This window comes from Paenibacillus sp. Y301, from assembly GCF_059445505.1.
On the sequence record NZ_JCAIUL010000015.1, the window covers coordinates 85902 to 106359 of the forward strand.

Annotated in this window: 16 protein-coding genes; 12 read left to right on the forward strand and 4 right to left on the reverse strand. The window is 42.1% G+C overall.

All coding sequences use genetic code 11. The annotated features are described in order from the left end of the window. The first annotated feature begins 64 nt into the window (after positions 1–64). The 3 genes from AC1D69_RS20710 to AC1D69_RS20720 are packed head-to-tail and all read left to right on the forward strand — an operon-like array spanning position 65 to position 2848. Positions 65–967 carry an ABC transporter ATP-binding protein gene (locus AC1D69_RS20710; RefSeq protein WP_495458033.1) on the forward strand — a complete coding sequence of 301 codons (903 nt, stop codon included), beginning with the start codon at positions 65–67 and terminating at the stop codon, positions 965–967. Further along, positions 967–2241, forward strand: a complete 1275-nt coding sequence (locus tag AC1D69_RS20715; RefSeq protein ID WP_495458034.1) for an ABC transporter permease — start codon at positions 967–969, stop codon at positions 2239–2241. Before AC1D69_RS20710 ends, AC1D69_RS20715 begins: the two co-directional genes overlap by 1 nt. Next, positions 2201–2848, forward strand: a complete 648-nt coding sequence (locus AC1D69_RS20720) for a hypothetical protein (protein ID WP_495458035.1) — start codon at positions 2201–2203, stop codon at positions 2846–2848. The genes AC1D69_RS20715 and AC1D69_RS20720 overlap by 41 nt, the downstream gene beginning before the upstream one ends. Positions 2849–2898: 50 nt before the next feature. Here AC1D69_RS20720 and AC1D69_RS20725 read toward each other — a convergent pair whose 3' ends face one another. Continuing rightward, a complete protein-coding gene (locus AC1D69_RS20725) occupies positions 2899–3936 on the reverse strand; it encodes a HAMP domain-containing sensor histidine kinase (RefSeq protein ID WP_495458036.1) in 1038 nt (345 codons plus the stop codon). Continuing rightward, on the reverse strand, positions 3933–4607 hold the full coding sequence (locus AC1D69_RS20730) for a response regulator transcription factor (protein ID WP_495458037.1): 675 nt from the start codon (positions 4605–4607) through the stop codon (positions 3933–3935). The genes AC1D69_RS20725 and AC1D69_RS20730 overlap by 4 nt, the downstream gene beginning before the upstream one ends. A 252-nt stretch (positions 4608–4859) precedes the next feature. Between AC1D69_RS20730 and AC1D69_RS20735 the strand changes: the two genes are divergently transcribed. Continuing rightward, entirely contained in the window at positions 4860–7250 is a 2391-nt protein-coding gene (locus AC1D69_RS20735; protein ID WP_495458038.1) for an ABC transporter ATP-binding protein/permease, read from the forward strand. 171 nt (positions 7251–7421) lie between these two features. Here AC1D69_RS20735 and AC1D69_RS20740 read toward each other — a convergent pair whose 3' ends face one another. Continuing rightward, complete coding sequence (locus AC1D69_RS20740) at positions 7422–7751, reverse strand: type II toxin-antitoxin system PemK/MazF family toxin (RefSeq protein ID WP_495458039.1); 330 nt, start codon at positions 7749–7751, stop codon at positions 7422–7424. After that, positions 7748–8023, reverse strand: coding sequence for an AbrB/MazE/SpoVT family DNA-binding domain-containing protein (locus AC1D69_RS20745; RefSeq protein WP_495458040.1), 276 nt, complete (start codon positions 8021–8023; stop codon positions 7748–7750). The genes AC1D69_RS20740 and AC1D69_RS20745 overlap by 4 nt, the downstream gene beginning before the upstream one ends. A gap of 240 nt (positions 8024–8263) precedes the next feature. Here AC1D69_RS20745 and AC1D69_RS20750 point away from each other — a divergent pair, with 240 nt between their 5' ends. The 8 genes from AC1D69_RS20750 to AC1D69_RS20785 all read left to right on the forward strand — a co-directional run bounded on the left by AC1D69_RS20750 (position 8264) and on the right by AC1D69_RS20785 (position 20447). Further along, complete coding sequence (locus tag AC1D69_RS20750) at positions 8264–9967, forward strand: sensor histidine kinase (protein WP_495458063.1); 1704 nt, start codon at positions 8264–8266, stop codon at positions 9965–9967. Continuing rightward, positions 9960–11390: a response regulator gene (locus AC1D69_RS20755; RefSeq protein ID WP_495458041.1), complete on the forward strand. Its 1431-nt coding sequence runs from the start codon at positions 9960–9962 to the stop codon at positions 11388–11390. The genes AC1D69_RS20750 and AC1D69_RS20755 overlap by 8 nt, the downstream gene beginning before the upstream one ends. A gap of 159 nt (positions 11391–11549) precedes the next feature. Further along, a complete protein-coding gene (locus AC1D69_RS20760; protein WP_495458042.1) occupies positions 11550–13229 on the forward strand; it encodes an extracellular solute-binding protein in 1680 nt (559 codons plus the stop codon). A gap of 87 nt (positions 13230–13316) precedes the next feature. Further along, positions 13317–14207: an ABC transporter permease gene (locus AC1D69_RS20765; RefSeq protein WP_495458043.1), complete on the forward strand. Its 891-nt coding sequence runs from the start codon at positions 13317–13319 to the stop codon at positions 14205–14207. An 18-nt stretch (positions 14208–14225) separates the two neighbouring features. Next, positions 14226–15110, forward strand: a complete 885-nt coding sequence (locus tag AC1D69_RS20770; protein WP_495458044.1) for a carbohydrate ABC transporter permease — start codon at positions 14226–14228, stop codon at positions 15108–15110. Positions 15111–15520: 410 nt separating this feature from the next. Then, positions 15521–16879: an FAD-dependent oxidoreductase gene (locus tag AC1D69_RS20775; protein WP_495458045.1), complete on the forward strand. Its 1359-nt coding sequence runs from the start codon at positions 15521–15523 to the stop codon at positions 16877–16879. A gap of 55 nt (positions 16880–16934) precedes the next feature. Further along, complete coding sequence (locus AC1D69_RS20780; RefSeq protein WP_495458046.1) at positions 16935–18236, forward strand: citrate transporter; 1302 nt, start codon at positions 16935–16937, stop codon at positions 18234–18236. A gap of 63 nt (positions 18237–18299) precedes the next feature. Continuing rightward, positions 18300–20447, forward strand: a complete 2148-nt coding sequence (locus AC1D69_RS20785; protein ID WP_495458047.1) for a hydantoinase/oxoprolinase family protein — start codon at positions 18300–18302, stop codon at positions 20445–20447. Positions 20448–20458 lie beyond the last annotated feature (11 nt).

Below are 20458 nucleotides of genomic sequence, written 5' to 3' on the forward strand. Positions count from 1 at the left end.
ATAAAAAATTGAAAAGTGGACTTTATACTTTCCTTGAGAGCCAAATGAGGAGGGTATTTTTTTTATGAATAACATGCAAATAGAGATTAAGAATCTGAATAAGTATTATGGAAATAAACATGCGCTGAACAATATTAACCTAACGATGGGTCAGGGAATGTTCGGGCTTCTTGGACGGAATGGTGCAGGGAAAACGACGTTGATGAAGACGCTCGCGACCTTGCTGAATAAAAAGAATGGAGATATCACCATATGTGGCGTTCCGATTGAGAATGCCAAAGAAATCCGCCGTATTACAGGGTATCTGCCACAGGAATTCTCGATGTATCCCCATATGGGGGTGTATGAGGCCATGGATTATTTGGGAGTATTATCGGGACTTAGCCTCCGAACACGGAAAGAGAGAATTCCGGAGCTTCTTGAGAAGGTGAATTTAGGTGATCATTATCGAACAAAGGTCAAGGCATTATCAGGTGGAATGAAGAGAAGACTAGGGATTGCTCAAGCTATATTACATGACCCGAAGGTACTGATCGTGGACGAACCAACCGCAGGATTGGATCCAGAGGAGCGGATACGGTTTCGTAATCTGTTGTGTGAGCTTGCTGAGGAACGAATTGTTATCTTATCCACGCATATTGTTGGTGATATTGAAGCGACCTGTGAAAGAATAGCCGTTCTTGACAATGGACAATTGTTATATAAAGGAACCGTCAGACAACTTACTCAAACGGCCGAAGGCAAGGTCTATAGTGCTGAAATAGCTAGAGCGGAGCTAGTTGCATTGAAGGAGAAATATATCGTGACAGGGATGTTAACGATGGGTGAACGTGTTAATGTTCGGTTGATTGCGAATGAACAGCCGACGCCTAACGCAACCTTGTGCGAACCCAACATCGAGGATGCTTATATGCTTCACATGTTTGAAAATGGTGTTGCAACGCACCAACTAGGAGGGATCTCCTAATGTTCTTGAAGGAATGCCGAAAAACGGTCAAAAGTGTCACCTTTGTGATCTATGTTGTTATTCTAGTGTTATTTGCTTACACGCAAATGGGGACAAGCTTTGAGCTAATCGAACCCCCACAGAAGGGGCTCGATAGTTATGGTGTGAAGCATGATGAACATCAAGAGATCATCATCCCAAATGCGGTTGATTCTTTGTATGGTGAATATATGGCCAATTCATTTACAGCATATCCCGTAGGATTCTATAAAGTTGTGAAGTTAAGTGACCAAGAGCAAGGTGAAATGGCTACTATTCTATCCGAATTAACTGGACTGTCGTCAGATGAATTGATGGCAGCTACTGGCATGGATGACTTAGGAATAACAATTAACGAGAACAATACGGTCATAAACGAAAAAGGTGAGATGACCATTGTAGTCCCGGAAAAGGGGGAAGACGTGTCACTTTCGGACGTTTCCATTGAGCCAAAGCTGACCTACGAACGTTTCCATGAGCTGATGAAGCAAGCAGACAGTCTCATTGGGGGCGGTTCAAAATACAGTGATATGTATTTGACTCAATTCGGTGCAGTACCAATGACATACGACGATGCATTGGCAGATTATAACGAAGTCGTTGGAAAAGATAAAATAACGGGGGCTTTAGCACGTTTATTCTGTGATTACTTAGGTATCTTTCTCTCGATATTTCCCGTTTTTATAGCCGTCGCTTTAGGTTTGAAAGATCGTCGAGCAAAAATGCAGGATTTAATGTATACGAGACGAGTATCTTCCTTTAGATTGATGTTTACTCGTTATTGTGCCATGGTAGCGGTCATGTTCTTGCCTGTCCTTCTGCTAGCATTGTATGCAACCGTTAGTACGGCAAATCAATATACGGGAGTTGATATAGATCTCTTTGCCTTTATCAAATACTCACTCGGATGGCTTCTGCCTTCCCTTATGGTATCAACAGCAGTCGGTGTTTGCTTGACTGTGTTAACAGATACTCCAATAGCTATAGCAGTTCAGGGGTTGTGGTGGTTCATTGGGCTTAACATGGGAATGCAACATATGGAGGGTGGTTACGGGATGGATCTTGCCGTACGACACAATAAGATCGGAAATACAGGGACTTACTTGGACAATTTTAATACGCTGGTGATCAATCGGTTCAGTTATGTACTTATGGCCATGGTTCTAATGATCGTATCCGTGGGCATCTATGAACTGAAAAGAAGGGGGAAACTCGATGTTCTCGGTCGTATTAAGAAAATATTCATTCATCGCTAAGTCGAATCTAAAACATAACTTTCTTATTCATATCATAGTGGCATTACTACTTCTATGTCTAACACCCTTGATCTTCGGAATAAGCAATCTGGACGCAGCAGCATCAGCGGGTCCTCTTGAGATGTTTGTTTCATTGATTGGAATCATGCTATTAACTCCTGTCTTTATGCCAGAACAACATAAGGATTTACGCGATCTTGTTGAGACGAAATACACCTCGCAGACGGGGATTTATTTCGTTCGAACGTTCACTGCAGTGGTCGCCATGTTGGTCATGATTCTCTGTTTTGTTGTCTTTATGAATGTTAATGGTAGCACATTTCCTTTATTCAAATACCTGATAGGTACCTTTTCCAGTGCTTTGTTCCTTGGTGCTGTGGGAATGTTCTTCTCTGGAATTAGTGATAATATAGCCGTCGGATACATGATTCCACTCTTCTATTATGTTTTTAATATATCGGCAGGAAGTAAGTACGTAGGGAATCTATATCTCTTCTCGATGTCTTCCAAGGACAGCTTCGAGGAGAAATATTGGCTTATGGGTACTGCTATATTACTTATCATAATCACGTTGTTCATCAAAAAGATGACTAGAAAGGCAAGATAACATTTACTTGGAACCAAAGCCCATCCATTACAAGATGGGCTTGAATTCCATCAATCTACAGGCAACTTTACCGTGAAGGTAGAACCTACTCCAAGTTCACTTTTAACCTCAATCGTACCGCCGCATAAGTTGATAATACGATAGACTAGGGGGAGCCCGAGTCCGTTCCCTTCAGCGTTGCGGGCATGATCTCCTTGATAGAACTTCTCAAATATATGTTTCCGAACACTCTTCGTCATACCAATACCTGTGTCGGTGATGATCACAGCTATACAGTGATCCGTAGTAGTAAGACTAACTGATATTTCTCCGCCTTCTGGCGTGAATTTAATCGCGTTTCCGAGCAGATTCAACCACACTTGCATCATAAGTTCTTCGTTTCCGTGATACATACACTTCTGGAGCTCAATGTTCAGTGTCAGTTGTTGTGGTGTCCATATCGATTCTAGTAGTAGTAAGGCTTGGCGGACTTGTTCATCTAATCGATACTCTCCTTTATTCGTGATCATTTCTTGGTTTTCAAGCTTGGATATTTTGAGGATATTACCAGACAAGGTTGACAACTGCCGAGCACTATTCACAATCATTCCGGTATATTCGTCATGTTCTTCCTTCGTAATGGTCTTATCTTGCAACAGCGTGGCATAACCTTCAATGGCTGCGATCGGCGTCTTGAATTCGTGTGACACGTTGACAACGAAGTCATTGCGAAGTGTCTCTATACTTTGTAGTTCTTGGACCATGATATTGAAATGATGTGCGACTTCACTAATTTCACGAACACGATGGGATTCATTCAGATCAATGTTAAAGTTTCCTTTTGCTATTTCTTTAGCTGCGTTACTGAAATCTGTAATAGGGGACAAGATTTTCTTTCCTACATACATAGTGATGATGTAACCCGTCACGAGGCTAAAAAACATCATGAATAGAATGGGTACAAAATGAGTATTACCATGAATAAATAAATTCCCGTAGCGGACATAGACAAATGCTAAGATGGCCATCAGGAAAGTGGATACTAGCATGCTAAAGAAGATTAAGGATACGAAAGACCACCATAGACTTCGATTATTTTTTTTGATCATGTCCATTTCACCGCTTTATATCCTAGACCTCTGACCGTAATGATCTCGAAATCGGGACATGCCTTAAAACGTTCCCGCAAGCGGTTGATATGCACAACCACGGTGTGTTCGTCCGATTCTGTATCCATCCCCCATATTTCATCCATTAACTGTTGTTTGGTGAAGATCTTATTCGGATAAGATAGTAATTTATATAACAGATAGAATTCTTTCTGCGGAAGAATAATCTGCTCTTCATGTTGAACGACCGTTAGTGAATCATATTCGAGTAGGCTATCGCCGCATATAATCTTGCGATCACTGATAATCTGGGCACGACGAAGGAGTGCGCTGACACGCAGAACCATCTCGTTCACATCAATGGGTTTAACCATGTAATCATCAATTCCAATGAGGAAACCTCGCTGCTTATCCGTGAAGCTTTCTTTGGCCGTTACCATTAAGATCGGAAGGTTATAGTTCGCTTCTCTAATGGTTCTAGTAAGGTCATAGCCATCCATACGAGGCATCATAATATCACAGATCATTAGATCCACGTATTCTTTATCTAATATAGCTAGTGCAACCTCTCCGTCTTCCGCAGCTTGTGCGCGGTAACCATTTCTGGTTAGAACAGTGCAGAATAGTTGGCGCAATGTAGGATCATCCTCGACTACAAGGATATTAAACATATCGTTACCTCCAGAAGCTCTGATATAGTAAGTTTCTATAAAATATAAGAATGCATAAGTTTCACTTGATAATTTTTTCCTTAAGTATAACCCATAAATATAAAGTGAATATCAACCAGATTAATTGCGTCATTTCAATGACGTTTAGATTCAGTTTAGGTTTAGTTTACAAATCGTTGATATACTTAGGGAAGTTAGTACATTAGATAAACTAATAAAGAGAGCCTACGTATTGGAAGGGGAGAGGTACCGATGTTGCAATTGAAAGATATCACCAAGAGTTATAAGACTGGGGATTTCACGCAGGTAGCACTGAACAAAGTAAGCCTTAATTTTAGAGAAAGTGAATTTGTAGCTATTCTTGGACAGAGCGGGTCTGGTAAGACTACGTTACTAAATGTGGTTGGTGGACTGGATCAGTATGACAGTGGAGAGCTAATCATTAACGGACAATCCACCAAACATTTTCAAGATAGCGATTGGGATGCATACCGTAATAATAGTGTTGGCTTTATATTTCAAAGTTATAATCTGATTTCGCACTTAAGTATCGTGGATAACGTAGAGATGGGGATGACACTGAGTGGTGTATCTTCATCTGAGAAGAATAAGAAGGCCATGGAAGTGCTAGAGAAGGTTGGATTGAAAGACCATGTACACAAGAAACCGAACCAGTTGTCTGGGGGACAGATGCAACGTGTGGCCATCGCTCGCGCGCTAGCCAATAATCCAGATATTATTCTCGCAGATGAACCGACAGGTGCCTTGGATTCAGAGACTAGTGAACAGATCATGGATTTAATCAAGACGATTGCGGAAGATAAGCTAGTTATTATGGTTACTCATAACCCTGAATTGGCGGAACAATACGCGGATCGCGTTATCAAGTTCTCTGACGGTAATGCGGTATCGGATAGCAATCCACTAGCTAATCAAAAGACAACGTCCAAATATACGCTTAAGAAAACAAGCATGAGCTTCTTCACGGCATTGAAATTGTCGGGCAAGAATATTGCGACGAAGAAGTGGAGAACGGGATTGACTGCTTTTGCATCCAGTATTGGGATTATCGGTATTGCGTTAATTCTATCCTTGTCTAATGGGTTTGATAAGCAGATCAGTTCTTATGAAGCAGGTGCAATGTCGAATTTCCCGATCACGATAAGCCAAAATGCGATGAGCGTTGATATGTCTGACCATGCAGCTATGAGTGGCACGAATCTTCCGACTTATCCGACAGAGAAGACATTAATTCCATATGATCCAACGGAGAATTCAATCATTCATAAGAATGTACTGACAACGGAATATTTAGCTTATCTGGAGAAGATCGATCCTAAGTTAATCGATGGCATTTCCTATACACGAACCGTGAATATGAATATGTTAACGTCCAACGGAGACAAGGCAACGACTGTCAATAAGGGGAATATTAGCTTTTCACCTTATCCTAGCAAACAAGGGGACGAATCTGGAAGTTACTTAGAACAGTACTATGATGTGCTCGAGGGAAGTTTCCCAACGAAGATGACGGATATCGTATTGATCGTGGATGAGTACAACCGGTTGAACAATGCGGCACTTGATGCGCTCGGTATTAACTACGATGTAGATAGTATCAATCTAACCGAGCTCATTGGACATGAATTGAAGCTCATAAAGAATAATGATTATTACGTAAAAAAAGACCAGCAGTTCGTAGTGAATGGAACAGCATCGAATTTAATGGATATGTATCATAGTGACGAAGCTATAACCTTAAATATTGTCGGGGTTATTCGTGGCCAGGAAGAATCCAAAATGTCTACATTACCTGCTGGAATCGCATACTCTGATGAACTTGCAACCATGTTCATTGAAGATGCTAAGAATTCAGAGATTGTAAAAGCCCAACAGACAGCAGACTATAACGTGTTAACAGGGCAAGTCCTGTCTGAAGGTATAGCTGGAAGTGGTATGGCAGGGATGAGTCAAGCGGGGATGCCAACGATGGATCCAAGTATGGCTGCTGCTATGGCATCAGTAACTCCAACGATGTCCACCAAGGATGATATTCTTGCCTCTCTAGGAGCAACCGAGATTCCAACATCGGTGTCTCTATATCCAATAGATTTCAGTTCGAAAGAATCGATTACTGCTTACTTAGATAAGTGGAATACGGACTTGGCAACGGAAGATAAAGTGTTATACACGGACTTGGCCGCTATTGTGACAAGTATTTCGGGAAGCATCATGGATGGGATTACGATGGTCCTCATTGCATTTGCTGCAATCTCTCTTGTGGTATCACTTATTATGATTGCAATAATCACTTATATTTCAGTCATGGAAAGAACGAAGGAGATTGGTGTTCTTCGTGCCTTGGGCGCAAGAAAGAAGGATATTACGCGAGTATTTAATGCAGAGACCTTTATTATTGGTACTTGTTCAGGAGTTCTTGGTATTGGGATCACGTATTTGTTGACAATTCCGGTCAATGCAATCCTGTATAATATGACGGAACTTTCGAATGTTGCACAGCTTAATCCGCTACATGCTCTAACACTTGGCATTATTAGTGTAGTACTTACGATGATTGGTGGGTTCATTCCTGCTAAGATGGCATCGAAGAAGGACCCTGTGTCCGCTCTTCGCAGCGAGTAATTTAAATAGACACAACAAAGACCGTTAATGGGGATTACTCCTTATTAGCGGTCTTTTTAACATATAAGAATTTATAAGTATTTCTCTTATAAATAGACTTATATTTCAACGCTAAACGTTTCTTCGCCGCTAAAGGACGGTGATGCCGTTTATGCTTGAATATCTATTCATTTAGTCCAAAAAAGTATGGATTTTGTCTAGAACTTCTCGGGTAACAGAGCTCGCAGCTTGGCCGACAATTTCACAACGCCTTGCTTTCCAATCAAGCGTTTTTATCTGATCGCTTAGTATCACACCCGTAATAGTATCCTCTTCCGTCAATTTCACTTCGAAAGGATATCCCTTTATATGATTCGTGATGGGGCAGAAGGCAGCAAATCCAGTAGCTTGATTGAATGCCTTCGGAGATAATACGATAGCAGGTCTTCGCCCTGCCTGTTCGTATCCTGCTTGTGGGTCAAAGCATAGATAAACCAAATCACCGCGTTCTGGAATACTCAAAGAGATTCATTCCCTTCAGATTTTCCGAAATCTATTTCGTTATGTCGATTCGTTGGAGTAATCTGAGATAGTAATTCTTCTAATGTCGGTTTTTGTTTCACAGGCATTAGGCTTAGCCCACCCTTATCATCGAAATCTAACTGCACTTCAGTACCTTCACCAATACCTAATTTCGAGGTGAATTGCACAGGAATTCGTAGAGCGAGACTATTCCCCCACTTCTGAACTTTAACAGACATGGCGCTCATCCTTTGTTCATTTGATTCCTCCATTATAGCATTACCTCCTTATCGGGTAGATACATAGTATATACATGAAAGGGAGATATATTCCCTTATATGACGCCTAAAACAACTAATGCAAGATGATCTAGTCTATGGTAACCTTTTACTAATTCTAATTTAAAGTATATTAGTAATCTCTATGATGAGTTATTTTCAGAGTAACATAGAAGAGGGAGTGTTATCATAACGGGATCTAAAAGTAGGTTGAAACGATATCTCTATGATTATCTGACGTTAAAGAAAAGGATCATTATCATTTTCCTGATTAGTTCATTGATTCCTTTTATTACGATCATTCTAATATCTTACTTTACGATCTACTCTATTCTCACCAATAAAATTCAAACCGGAATTCAGAATAATCTAAGACAAGTGAAGCTTTCTTTAGAGAATTCCATCAACAATCTAAATCATGTATCACAACAGTTTGCAATTGGAGGAATCGTTGGGAACAAGCTCGATAAGTTACAGTCCACTAGCGAGCCTTATGATCGATCGCAGTTGATTAGTGAACTGAAGGAAGAATTGGGCCTGATCACCTTTACGAACCCGAGCATAGGACTTACGCTATATTATTTTCAAAATGATGACAGGTATGAACTTGAGAATTCAGGTGTGAAGGATCATTTTTCTCCGAAAGACCTACCCCTACTAGCAGAATATAGTAAAATTTCTTATTATGGACCGCATGTTAGTAACAATCGCTTCGACAATCAGTATGTATTATCTGCACTGAGAAAAGTAGACTTATCAAGTCTTGAGGATGTTTATATTTATATTGAAACGGGGTTCAAGTTAACCCAGAACATTCTGCATAACGATGCGATTGGTGGTGCCACATCTCATATATTTTTAGATAACCATGGGAGAATTGCCTATAGCGATGCTACGGATGCTTTCCAGATGGGTACGTTCTTTCCACATTTCGATAAAGAGCAATTGTCAGGTACACAGAGTGGGTATTATTGGTTCAGAGAGGTAAGTAATCAAGGTTGGAGCATCATATCCCTCACCCCGAAGTCGGACTATAACAAAGAAATGAATCGATGGTTTATCCAGATCGCTTTGTTCTCCCTACTATTCCTTGGAATGGCTCTATTCCTGGCTTGGTTACTGTGGACAATGATATATCGACCTCTAAAAGGATTTAATAAAGAAATACAACTTATGGCGCAGAATAATGTTCAGGCCACAGTTGTGCAGACGAGAATACCGGAGTTTGATCTGCTATTGCATCAATTTCAACATATGAAGAACCAGATCTGGGACCTATTTGCTGAAGTCGAGACCAAAGAAAAGCGCAGAGCCGATCTTGAAGTGGAGAAGTTGTTATACCAGATCAATCCACATTTCCTAATGAATACGCTCGACACGGTGCATTGGCTAGCTGTCATGAATGGCCAAGATGAGATTGACCGTCTGGTCTCCTCATTAAACAAATTGTTACATTACAACCTAGGCAAATTAGGTCAATCCTCAACGATTCACGAAGAGATTGAAGCAGTCAAACAATACCTGATTCTACAGCAGGTTCGCTATGATTTTCAATTCGACGTACATATTCATGTGGATCAAGAAGTATTGGATATTCCTATTCCACGATTTATTCTGCAACCGCTTGTGGAGAATTCTCTCTATCACGGGTTAGATGATGATGGTTATATTGAAGTAGATGTTCGGCTAACCGATTACATTGACATCTCCATTCGGGATAACGGTTCGGGGATGTCTCAAGAGAAGATTCAGCATTTACTTCACACCACAGAGACGGAGAATCGCAAGGTCGGTATGGGAATTGGGATGAACTATGTGAAGCGTATGATTGAGGTCTATTATGGCGGACAGGCTGAACTAAGGGTAACTAGTGTCATCGGTACAGGAACAACCATTCACCTAAGCTTACCTATTGGAGGTGCAGTCCATCATGATTAGAGTGATCGTCGTTGATGATGATAAGCTGGTTCGCAAGGGATTGATATCGGCCATGCCATGGCAGAACTTCGGGATGCAAGTTATTGGAGAAGCGAGTAATGGGGAGAAGGCACTAGCTTTCCTCGCTGAGAATGAAGTTGAGTTAATGCTTACAGATCTGTCCATGCCTGTCATGTCAGGTATTGATCTAATGAGAGTGGTTCGGAAAGAGTATCCCCATGTGCATATTGTTGTACTGACACTTCACCAGGATTTCGAATATATACAGGAAGCTATGAGGCTTGGAGCTATCGATTATATTGCGAAGGTTCAGTTAGAGAAGGAGAAATTCGAAGAGGTTCTTGAGAGAATTCATAATCGAATGATGGAACAAGATCTGCTGAGCAGTAAGGGGAAACACGATATTCCTGATCACGAGGTTTTCACCATGAACGAAGGGTATGTGTTGCTCTCGACAAATCCTATATCTAGTAGTAACAGGGTAAGAACATGGATATCCTGCCATCATGGCCGCGTAGCGGAAGTGGGTTTTAATCTATTTTTTTGTCTACCTCCAAGTCATCCGGAAAGTGACATTTGGCTTGAGAGTCTATTGAAAGAGTTAGATACCTATTCGGATTGGGTGATGATGAGGCTGAGTGGAATTCAGAATGTAAGGAAGGAAGAAGTCTTTGCGTGGATTCGAGAATATAAGGAGAAGGATTTCTTCTACGATTACAATCCAAGGATGAGAATCTTGGACAGATCCATGGACGCTGTAGAATGTGCAGAACAAGAGCGTACACAAGAAATCTTGACGTTACTAAAGACCAATTGGCATGCTATGGAATGGATTTATCAGGATACTTTATATCAGACAAATATACAGGAACTGAAACTTCAACGGATGTCTCAAGCCAAGTTAATTGGGTTCATGTATGTACTTGTGGATCGTTGGAACCATCTCTTTGTCAAAATCATCCCTGTGTCTCTGCAACTCCAAGATTCTTTCGATTCCTGGCAACAAGTTGAACGCTGGATTGATCAGACACGTCATCATATTCGCCATGCCTTGGATAAGGTTGAATTCTCACCAGAGGTCATGAAGTGTATTATGAAGGCGGTTGATCTAGTCCACGAAGAGCTTGACCAACAGATAACAGCTACAGAGATAGCTAAAAGGGTCAATATGAGTCGCAGTTATTTCAGTCAATGCTTCAAAGAGATCGCTGGCGATAACTTCAATGTTTATCTACGACAAGTAAGAATGGATAAAGCGAAGCATTACCTTCATTACACGAATAGAACCATTACGTGGATCGCCAATAACGTTGGATATGAGGATGATAAATATTTCAGTCGTTCCTTTCGTGAGCACACAGGGATACTTCCTAGTGAGTACCGTGTGAAGGTGCAAGAAGGTAGACATATGTCTACAGATTAGGTAGGGGAATGTTGGGATATGAAATAGGGAGAAGCGACGGCTGAGGACATTCAAGGTCATCTCTCTATCTATAAATGTAACCGCTTTCTATCTAATGGGAGTTGAATTCTATGTTACCTTAGGGGTGTAAGAAATATATGGATGAAAGAAGGGGCGAATATGAAGAACACGAAAAAAGTCATGGTTGCAACACTAGCAACCGTCATGTTGATCCTGTCTGCATGTGGAAATGGTAATAATACTTCCAGTAAAGAGGACGTCGTTACCCAAGACCCAATCGACCCATTCGGTAAGTATAGTCAGCCCATCACGATTAATATTGGTAAAGAAGTAGACTCGGCGGACAAAAGCTTACCATCCGGAGACACACCTGAGAATAATACCTATACCAGATATGTGAAAGAGAAATTGAATATCGATACGAAGATTATTTGGCAAGCTGGCGTAGGGAAGGATTACACACAGAAGGTTAATCTATCGATTGCCAGTAATGATTTGCCAGACGCGCTTGTTGTCACAGACACCCAGCTAAGACAGATGGTGAAGAGCAATCAGCTTGCTGATCTGACGGAAGTTTACGAGCAATATGCTTCACCTACACTTAAGGGAATTATCGAAACAACCGAAGGACTCGCTATGAAATCCGTTACGTTTGACGGTAAAATGTATGCTCTACCTAACGTGACAGCAGAATCGGATATGCAGCATATCATGTGGATTCGTAAAGATTGGTTAGATAAACTAAATCTTGAAGTGCCAAGAAATTTGGATGATTTGGAAAAGGTTGCGAAAGCATTCGTTGAACAAGATCCAGATGGTAATGGCAAAGCAGATACGATAGGTATCACCGGTCCACAATCGGGAGGTCTACTTAATGCAGACTTTATTAATCCCAATAACAATAACTATGGTTTCGACCCAGTCTTTGGTGCTAATCATTCCTACCCAGGCTTCTGGTTAGAAGGTGCTGATGGCAAGCCAACGTACGGTTCGATTGAGCCGGAAACCAAGGTAGCCCTTGCCAAGTTGAGAGATTTATATGCGAAGGGATTAATTGATCAGGAGATGAGTATCCGTAAGGATGCACAGGAATTAATCAAGAATGGAACTTCCGGTATTTATTTCGGACTATGGTGGGCGGGTGGTTATGGTCCATTAGCAGATGCTATAAAGAACAATCCCGAAGCCAATTGGCAGGCTTACACTTTATTAGATAGTAATGGGGAATTCACCCCTCATATGGGGACACCGTCGAATCAATATCTTGTGGTTAGTAAGGACTATAAGCACCCAGAAGCAGCGATTAAGATGGAGAATCTCTTGTTAAGAGATGAATCCACATTTGATGTGAATGTAGGCATTGGTAACTATCCATTGCGTATTGTCTTTGCTCCAATGGATGAGATGTACGTTACCTATAACATGATGAAAGAAGTATTGGCAGGTACGAAGACCGCAGCAGATTTAGATCTTCCGGGCTATAAACTACTGAAGTCAGACGCTGAGAATATTAAGAAAGTTAAACTTGAGCCTTATGATAAGGTGGATATCCAGTATTGGGACCCTAATGCAGATAATGGGGCGTGGAAGCGACTTTATTCCACAATGGTCGGTATAGCACCACTTATGGAGCCGTATAAGAAAACCTACAGCTTAACATACTCGCAGACGAAGACCATGGAGAGTAAATGGGCTACGCTAGATAAGATGGAGAAGGAAACCTTCCTTAAGATTATTATGGGGGCAGCTCCGCTAGATTCATTCGATAAGTTCGTCGTGGATTGGAAAAAACAAGGTGGAGATGAGATTTTGGCTGAGGTAGCGGAATTAGCGAAGTAACATGGATTCAAGGTAGAGCTGGCATCAGAGAGTCTTGGCTCTCTGGTGCTCTTCTATCAACAGATGAGAAAGGAAGAGTGATGAACCATGGTAAACAAGGGATTCGCTAAACATTACTACCTCATGCTTCTCCCCGGCTTCATCTGGTTGACCTTGTTCAGTATTGTTCCTATGTTCGGGATTGTGATGGCTTTTCAAGACTATAATCCTGGACTTGGTATACTCCAATCGGAGTGGGTTGGACTGGATAATTTCAAATACATGTTCTCGCTTAACGATAGTGGGACGATTCTTTTTAACACAATCTTTATAGCCGTTATGAAGATTATCGGAAATCTATTCATTCCACTCCTTTTTGCGCTATTGCTGAATGAACTAAGGATCAACTATCTAAAAAGATGGATTCAGACGATCGTTTATTTACCTCATTTTATCTCATGGGTTATTCTATCAGGCATTTTACTAGATGTATTTGGATACACAGGACCGGTGAACCAGTTGCTTTCAGTGTTTGATATGAAACCAATCTTATTTTTTGGTAGAGCAGATTTATTTCCAGCCCTGGTGGTAGGGAGTGATGTCTGGAAGGAATTCGGGTTCAATACGATTATCTATCTAGCAGCCTTAACAGGAATTAACCCTTCTTTATATGAGGCTGCAGCCATCGATGGAGCATCACGGTTACAACGAATAAGAAATATCACGATTCCAGGGATCGTATCCGCTATTATACTTCTGTCCGTACTTAGTTTAGGGAATGTCTTGAACGCAGGGTTCGAACAAATCTTCAATCTGTACAACCCACTTGTCTATTCCAGTGGCGATATTATTGATACGTGGGTATATCGAACGGGGCTTGTGAATTTACAGTTCAGCTTAGCAACAGCAATGGGCCTACTCAAGTCGGTGGTCAGCTTCACAATGATTACTGTGTCTTACTACTTAGCAGCCAAGTTTGCCAATTATCGTATCTTTTAATATAAAGGAGCTACGTCTATGGTCAAAGATAATACAGCAGGCTCCAGGCTGTTCGATATCTTTCTTATCATCATTCTGGTGGCTATTGCGCTCTTATGTATACTTCCTATATGGTATACGCTTGCCGTCTCCCTTAGTGATAATGCAGCAGCAAGCTCAGGTAAGGTAGGATTGTGGCCGGTAGGTTTTAACTTTAGTTCCTATAAAGAGATTATGGGAGATCGCAAATTTTTCAATTCATTCTGGATTTCCATCCAACGCGTGGTCTTAGGATCAGGTCTGAATTTTGTTATTATTCTGCTGATGGCCTATCCGTTATCCAAAGGGGCTAAGGAGTTACCTTTTCGTAATGTATTGATGTGGATTCTTGTCTTCACAATGCTCTTTAATGGGGGACTAATCCCTTGGTATATGACAATCAAATCATTGGGGCTTATCAACAATATTTGGGCACTTGTTCTAGGAAGTAGTGTTCCTGTGTTTAGTGTTATCCTCGTTATTAACTTCTTCCGTAATTTACCCAAGGAGCTTGAGGAGGCTGCGCTAGTAGATGGAGCGGGACCTTGGCGAATGATGATTCAGATCTTTGTTCCGCTCGCAGGTCCGGTTATTGCTACAGTAACCTTGTTTAGTATTGTGTATCACTGGAATGAATTCTTTAATGGGTTGGTGCTGATGTCGACCGCAGATCACTATCCGCTACAAACCTATATTCAGCAGATGGTCGTTGTGATTGATGCCAATACGATGAGCGCTGAGCAAATTCAACGAATGAGTGAGTTATCTAATCGGACCTTGAACTCAGCCAAAATCTTTATTGCGATGATCCCTGTACTTGTGGTGTATCCGTTTCTGCAACGATTCTTTATCACAGGCATCACATTGGGCTCTGTTAAGGAGTAAGACGAAATAAGTATGATGACTGATGACTAAACGAAAGGCGAAAGCGCGAGGGATTCTCGCGTTTTCGCTTTTTTGTATGTGAGAAAGCCAGTTCTTCGAGCTAGCGTTCTTTGAAATATTTCTTTGAAATTGGCATATTCACAGTCATAAATACTATATAAGAATGGAAGCTTGTTACAGATTACTAGCTAGATAGGGGATAGATATATCTGATAAAGGGTTCTTTTTGGAGAGAGATGTAGGTGTTATTTCTGGTGGGAAAGAGATGAATGATTTGGATGGTAAATGATTTACTTTATTTATGTTTATTTAGAAAATAATATTCTGAAAGCATTTACATTTTGGTTGTTGTTTGTTAATCTATGTTCAAGAATTATTGATAAATATTACCAGAAGGGGAGTGAAGCAGATTGAATCATAATCAGAAATATGACGTTGTCGTGATGGGTGGAGGTATCTCTGGTGCAATGGCGGCGATTGCTGCTTCGAGTACAGGAGCAAGGACTTTAATTGTAGAATCGCAAGGTTTCTTAGGAGGAACGTTAACGGCTAACGGAGTAGGACCCATGATGACGTTCCATGCAGGTGAGAAGCAAGCCATTCAAGGATTTACAGACCAACTGATTGAACGCCTGAAGCGACTGAATAAATCGCCAGGGCACATTTTTGATACGGTAGGGTTCACTTATTCGGTTACGCCATTTGATGCAGAGGCAATGAAGCATGAACTGGAGTTAATGGTGGTGGAGAATGGCGGAGAGATTCTATATCATACGATGCTAGCTGGAGTGAAGACAGAGGATGGTAAGGTGATTAGCATCACGGTATGCAATAAATCGGGACTTAGCGATATTGAGTCTACAGTGTTCATAGATGCCACGGGTGATGGTGATCTGTCCGCTAAGGCAGGTGTGGAATATACGAAAGGCAGAGAATCCGACGGGGCAACTCAGCCGATGACACTTAATATGAAGATGTATAACGTGAATATTCCTAGAGTGAAGCAATATATCCATGCACATCCGGATGACTTCCCACTATACAACGGTGACACTTCCATTATTGAGAAATCTTCACGTTTATCTGTAGGTGGCTTCGATAGTCTATTCAGAGAAGCGAAGGAGAAAGGAGAAATATCAATCCCTCGTGAGAACATTCTATTCTTTGAGACGAACAATCCTGGGGAGGTCATTCTGAATACGACTCGGATTTTAGGTCATGATGGCACTGATGCGTACAGCTTGAGCAAAGCAGAAATGGTAGGACGGAAACAATGCCGGGAGCTTGAATTGTTCGTACATAAATACATTCCTGGTTTTGAGAATGCCGTTGTAGAATCTACGGGTCCATCTATTGGAGTTAGAGGTTCCAGACAGATCAAAGGGATCTATACATTAACGGCAGAAGACCTTCTTGAACAACGACAATTCGAAGACACGATTGCCCACTCGGGATATCCAATCGATATTCATAGTCCAGATGGCGAAGGAACGAAACATCAGAAGTTGGTGTGGGGTGGCATGTACAGTATTCCGTACTCTTGCATGATTACCGAATCCGTGAAGAATCTGATTGTCATTGGTAGATGTATCTCAGCGACCTTTGAAGCGCAAGCAGCGATGAGAACAACACCTACTACAGGAGCCATTGGTCATGCCGGAGGAGTTGCTGCCGCGATGGCGGCCAAGATGGGGACTACGGTTCAAGATGTGAACATCAAAGATGTGCAGACGGTACTGAAAGAACAGGGTGCCTATCTGGAAGTCTAGCAGAATATAGGTAACGAAGGTATTGGCATGTAATGTAACCAATGTGAGAGGGGAAATGTTTGTGACATCTTTAATGTGGTTTCAAGCTATCGGAATTCTGGTCATTTTCTTAGTGTTTATAGGTTTAATGATGACGAGGAAGCTACCAACGATTCTCGCACTCCCCACGATGGCGATACTGTTTGCGTTGATAGCAGGGGTGCCATGGATGTCGAATGATCCAGAAGCGACTACCATCGCGAAGACCGTTCTATCTGCTGGCTCGATGCGGTTGTCAGGCGCAATCGCAGGCTTAGTGTTCGGTGCTTGGTTCGGTCAGATTCTCAATAAAGTTGGCATTACGAAATCGATCATACGCAAAGCTGCTGAACTTGCGGGTGATAAGCCGATGATGATTGCAATTCTATTCTTTGTTACTTCTTCCATTATATTTTCTGCAGCTGGCGGCCTAGGTATGGTAATCCTCGTCGGAACGATCGTGATTCCGATTATGCTGACAGCTGGAATATCACAATTCGTTGCTTCAGTCGTCGTGCTATCGTCCGTTGGTGTGGGTGCTCTATTCAACGTATCTAACTGGGCGGTCTATGTAGATGTACTGGGTCTACCCGTTGACACAATTGCCAATTACACATTGGTTGCAGCATTGCCATTAATTATTGTTTCCTTAGCTATGATTGTCTTTTATATCAGGAAAGACGGGAAGGGAAGAAGAGCATGGTCGATGCCAACGAACACCAGTGGGGATGGAGGCAAAAAGGTACCTGCGATTTCTCTAATTAGCCCCATTGTACCCGTTGTTCTCGTATTTGCATTTAAGTTAGATATCGTACCTGCTGTTATTATTGGTGCGATTGTTACCATTATTCTGACCTTACCGAAACGACCTATTCATATTCTATCGAGTGCTCTTGTCGAAGGAATACAAGATATCGCTGGGGCTCTGGCCCTCATGATTGGTATCGGAATGTTACTTAACTCTGTTATGGCGCCACAAGTCGCAGCACTTATTTCTCCACTCATTGAGAGTGTTCTTCCAAGTAGTCCTTTAATGTTCGTTATTTTCTTTACCTTATTATCACCACTCGCGATTTATCGCGGGCCTCTAAATGTATGGGGACTTGGTAGCGGTATTGCGGCTTTATTCGTAACGGCTGGCATGACCCCTGTAGCGGCTATGTTAGCATTGCGTGTCGTAAGTAATGTCCAAGCGGTATCCGATCCGACGAACTCACACAATGTCTGGGTAGCGGATTTCACAAAGAGTGACATTAATGAAATTCTGAAAAAGACGTTGCCATGGATGATGGTTGCTGTCCTTATTTCCGTGGTATTCGGAGCATTTATGATTTTTTAGAGGGGTGAGATTAACTAAGGGCAAGAGCCTTAAGGGGTTCTTGCCTCATTTTAGGAGGAGAATATGGACAGAAGAAAAGTTCGCGTCGGGATCGACGTTGGAGGGACGTTTACAGATGCTGCTGTAATAGACAACGAAACCTATGAAGTGATTGAGAAGATGAAAATACCGACTACTCACCACGACGAAGATGGCGTGGCGAAAGGGATCGTTCAAATTTTGAATCAAATTCTAGAGAGCCGGGGTATTCTGCCAGACGATGTTACCTTTATTGCACATGGAACCACTCAAGCAACGAACGCATTGCTAGAGGGTGATGTGGCACGAGTGGGTATTATTGGGATGGGTTCCGGGTTAGATGGGCTCAGTGCGCGTTCAGAATCTAATCCGGGGGATATTGAGCTTGCTCCGGGCAAATATTTGAAGACTTATCATACGTATCTGGACTCAAAAGATCTGAAAGAAGAACAGATTGCTACAGCGATTGATGAACTTGTGAGACAAGGAGCGGAAGTTATTGTAGCTTCTGAAGCATATAGTGTGGATGATCCGAGGAATGAACTTCGCGTAGTTGAGATTGCGAATAAGAAAGGGATATACGCGACAGGTGGTCACGAAATTTCTCAGTTGTATGGGTTGAAGACACGCACTAGGACTGCGGTCGTCAACGCGTCCCTTATTCCCAAAATGATGGAAACGGCTAACATGACGGAAAAATCCGTTAAGAATGCGCATATTACATCACCGTTAATGATTATGCGATGCGACGGTGGAGTCATGAGTATTGAAGAAGTACGTAAACGTCCAATTCTAACCATGCTGTCTGGGCTTGCGGCAGGTGTCGCTGGAGCGTTGATGTACGAGAAGATCTCCGATGGGATATTCTTCGAGGTTGGGGGTACAAGCGTAGATATATCCGTGATCAAGAACGGAAAGGTCATGATAAAGAATGCACAAGTCGGCGGACATCGAACCTATCTACAATCTTTGGATGTTCGTACCCTCGGGATTGCAGGAGGAAGCATGGTTAAGGTAGTCGATGGGAGAATTACCGATGTTGGACCCCGAAGTGCGCACATTGCGGGCATAGAATATGAGGCATTTGCGGTAAGGTATCACATCGTGAATCCTAAAGTGAAATTCATTAGTCCAAGAGCTGGAGATCCACAAGAATATATCATTTGCGAAAGTGAGAATGGAAAGGATTATTCCTATACGTTGGCCGGTGCAGCGAACATCCTCGGATATATTCCGGATGGAGATTATGCTAAGGGAAATAAGGAAGCAGCGATCACAGCGTGGGAGGCCCTTGCCAAGCATATCGGATTGACAGTGGAAGAGGCAGCCAGACAGGTGATGAATATATCAATCGACAAGACGATGAAGACCGTGAATGACATGATTGAAGATTATGAATTGGATCGATCCTTCGTCACTTTAGTAGGTGGAGGAGGAAGTGGGGCGGTGCTTGTTCCAGCGATGGCTGAGCGGGAGAAGATGAGCTTCCAAATCGCCAATAATGCACCCTATGTGTCCACTATCGGTGTTGCTTTGGCGATGGTAAAGGAGCAGCTTGAGCGAACGGTTGTCAATCCGACTGAGGATGATATTAAGCGGATTCGTTCCGAAGTCGTGGAGCGAATTGTTAAATCAGGTGCTAGTGAGGAGACGGTAGAAGTTACGATTGAGATCGATAGTCAGAAGAACATTCTGCGTGCCGTAGCTACAGGTTCGACGGAACTTCGATCTAAAGATTTAGGGCAGGAGACGATGTCTATTGAGGAAATGCGTGCGATAGCCGCTAAATCGGTGGACCAACCCTTGGAATCCATGGTGATATCAGCACAGACAGGGAGATGGAATCTTTTCAGTAGTGAAAGTATGAAGAAGTCGTTCTTCGGGCTACTGAAGAAGAAATCGACTTATGCCAGTGTGCTCGACCGCGAAGGGGTTGTGCGATTTAAGAAGGGGAACATACAATTCACGCAAATAACCAAGTCCCAATACGGAGGGCAACTCGGAGAATTTCTAGATGACAATACGATTTATTCAGATGCCAATGCGACTCTCCCTAAGGTATTTGTATTCTATAAAGAGAAAATGCTAGATCTGACAGGGATGCAGACGAAAGAGCAGCTGATGTCGATTCTGGAGATTGAGACGGAAATGCTGAGTGCAGACAACGAACTACTTATCATAGCTTACCAGTAAGGAAGGGGAGG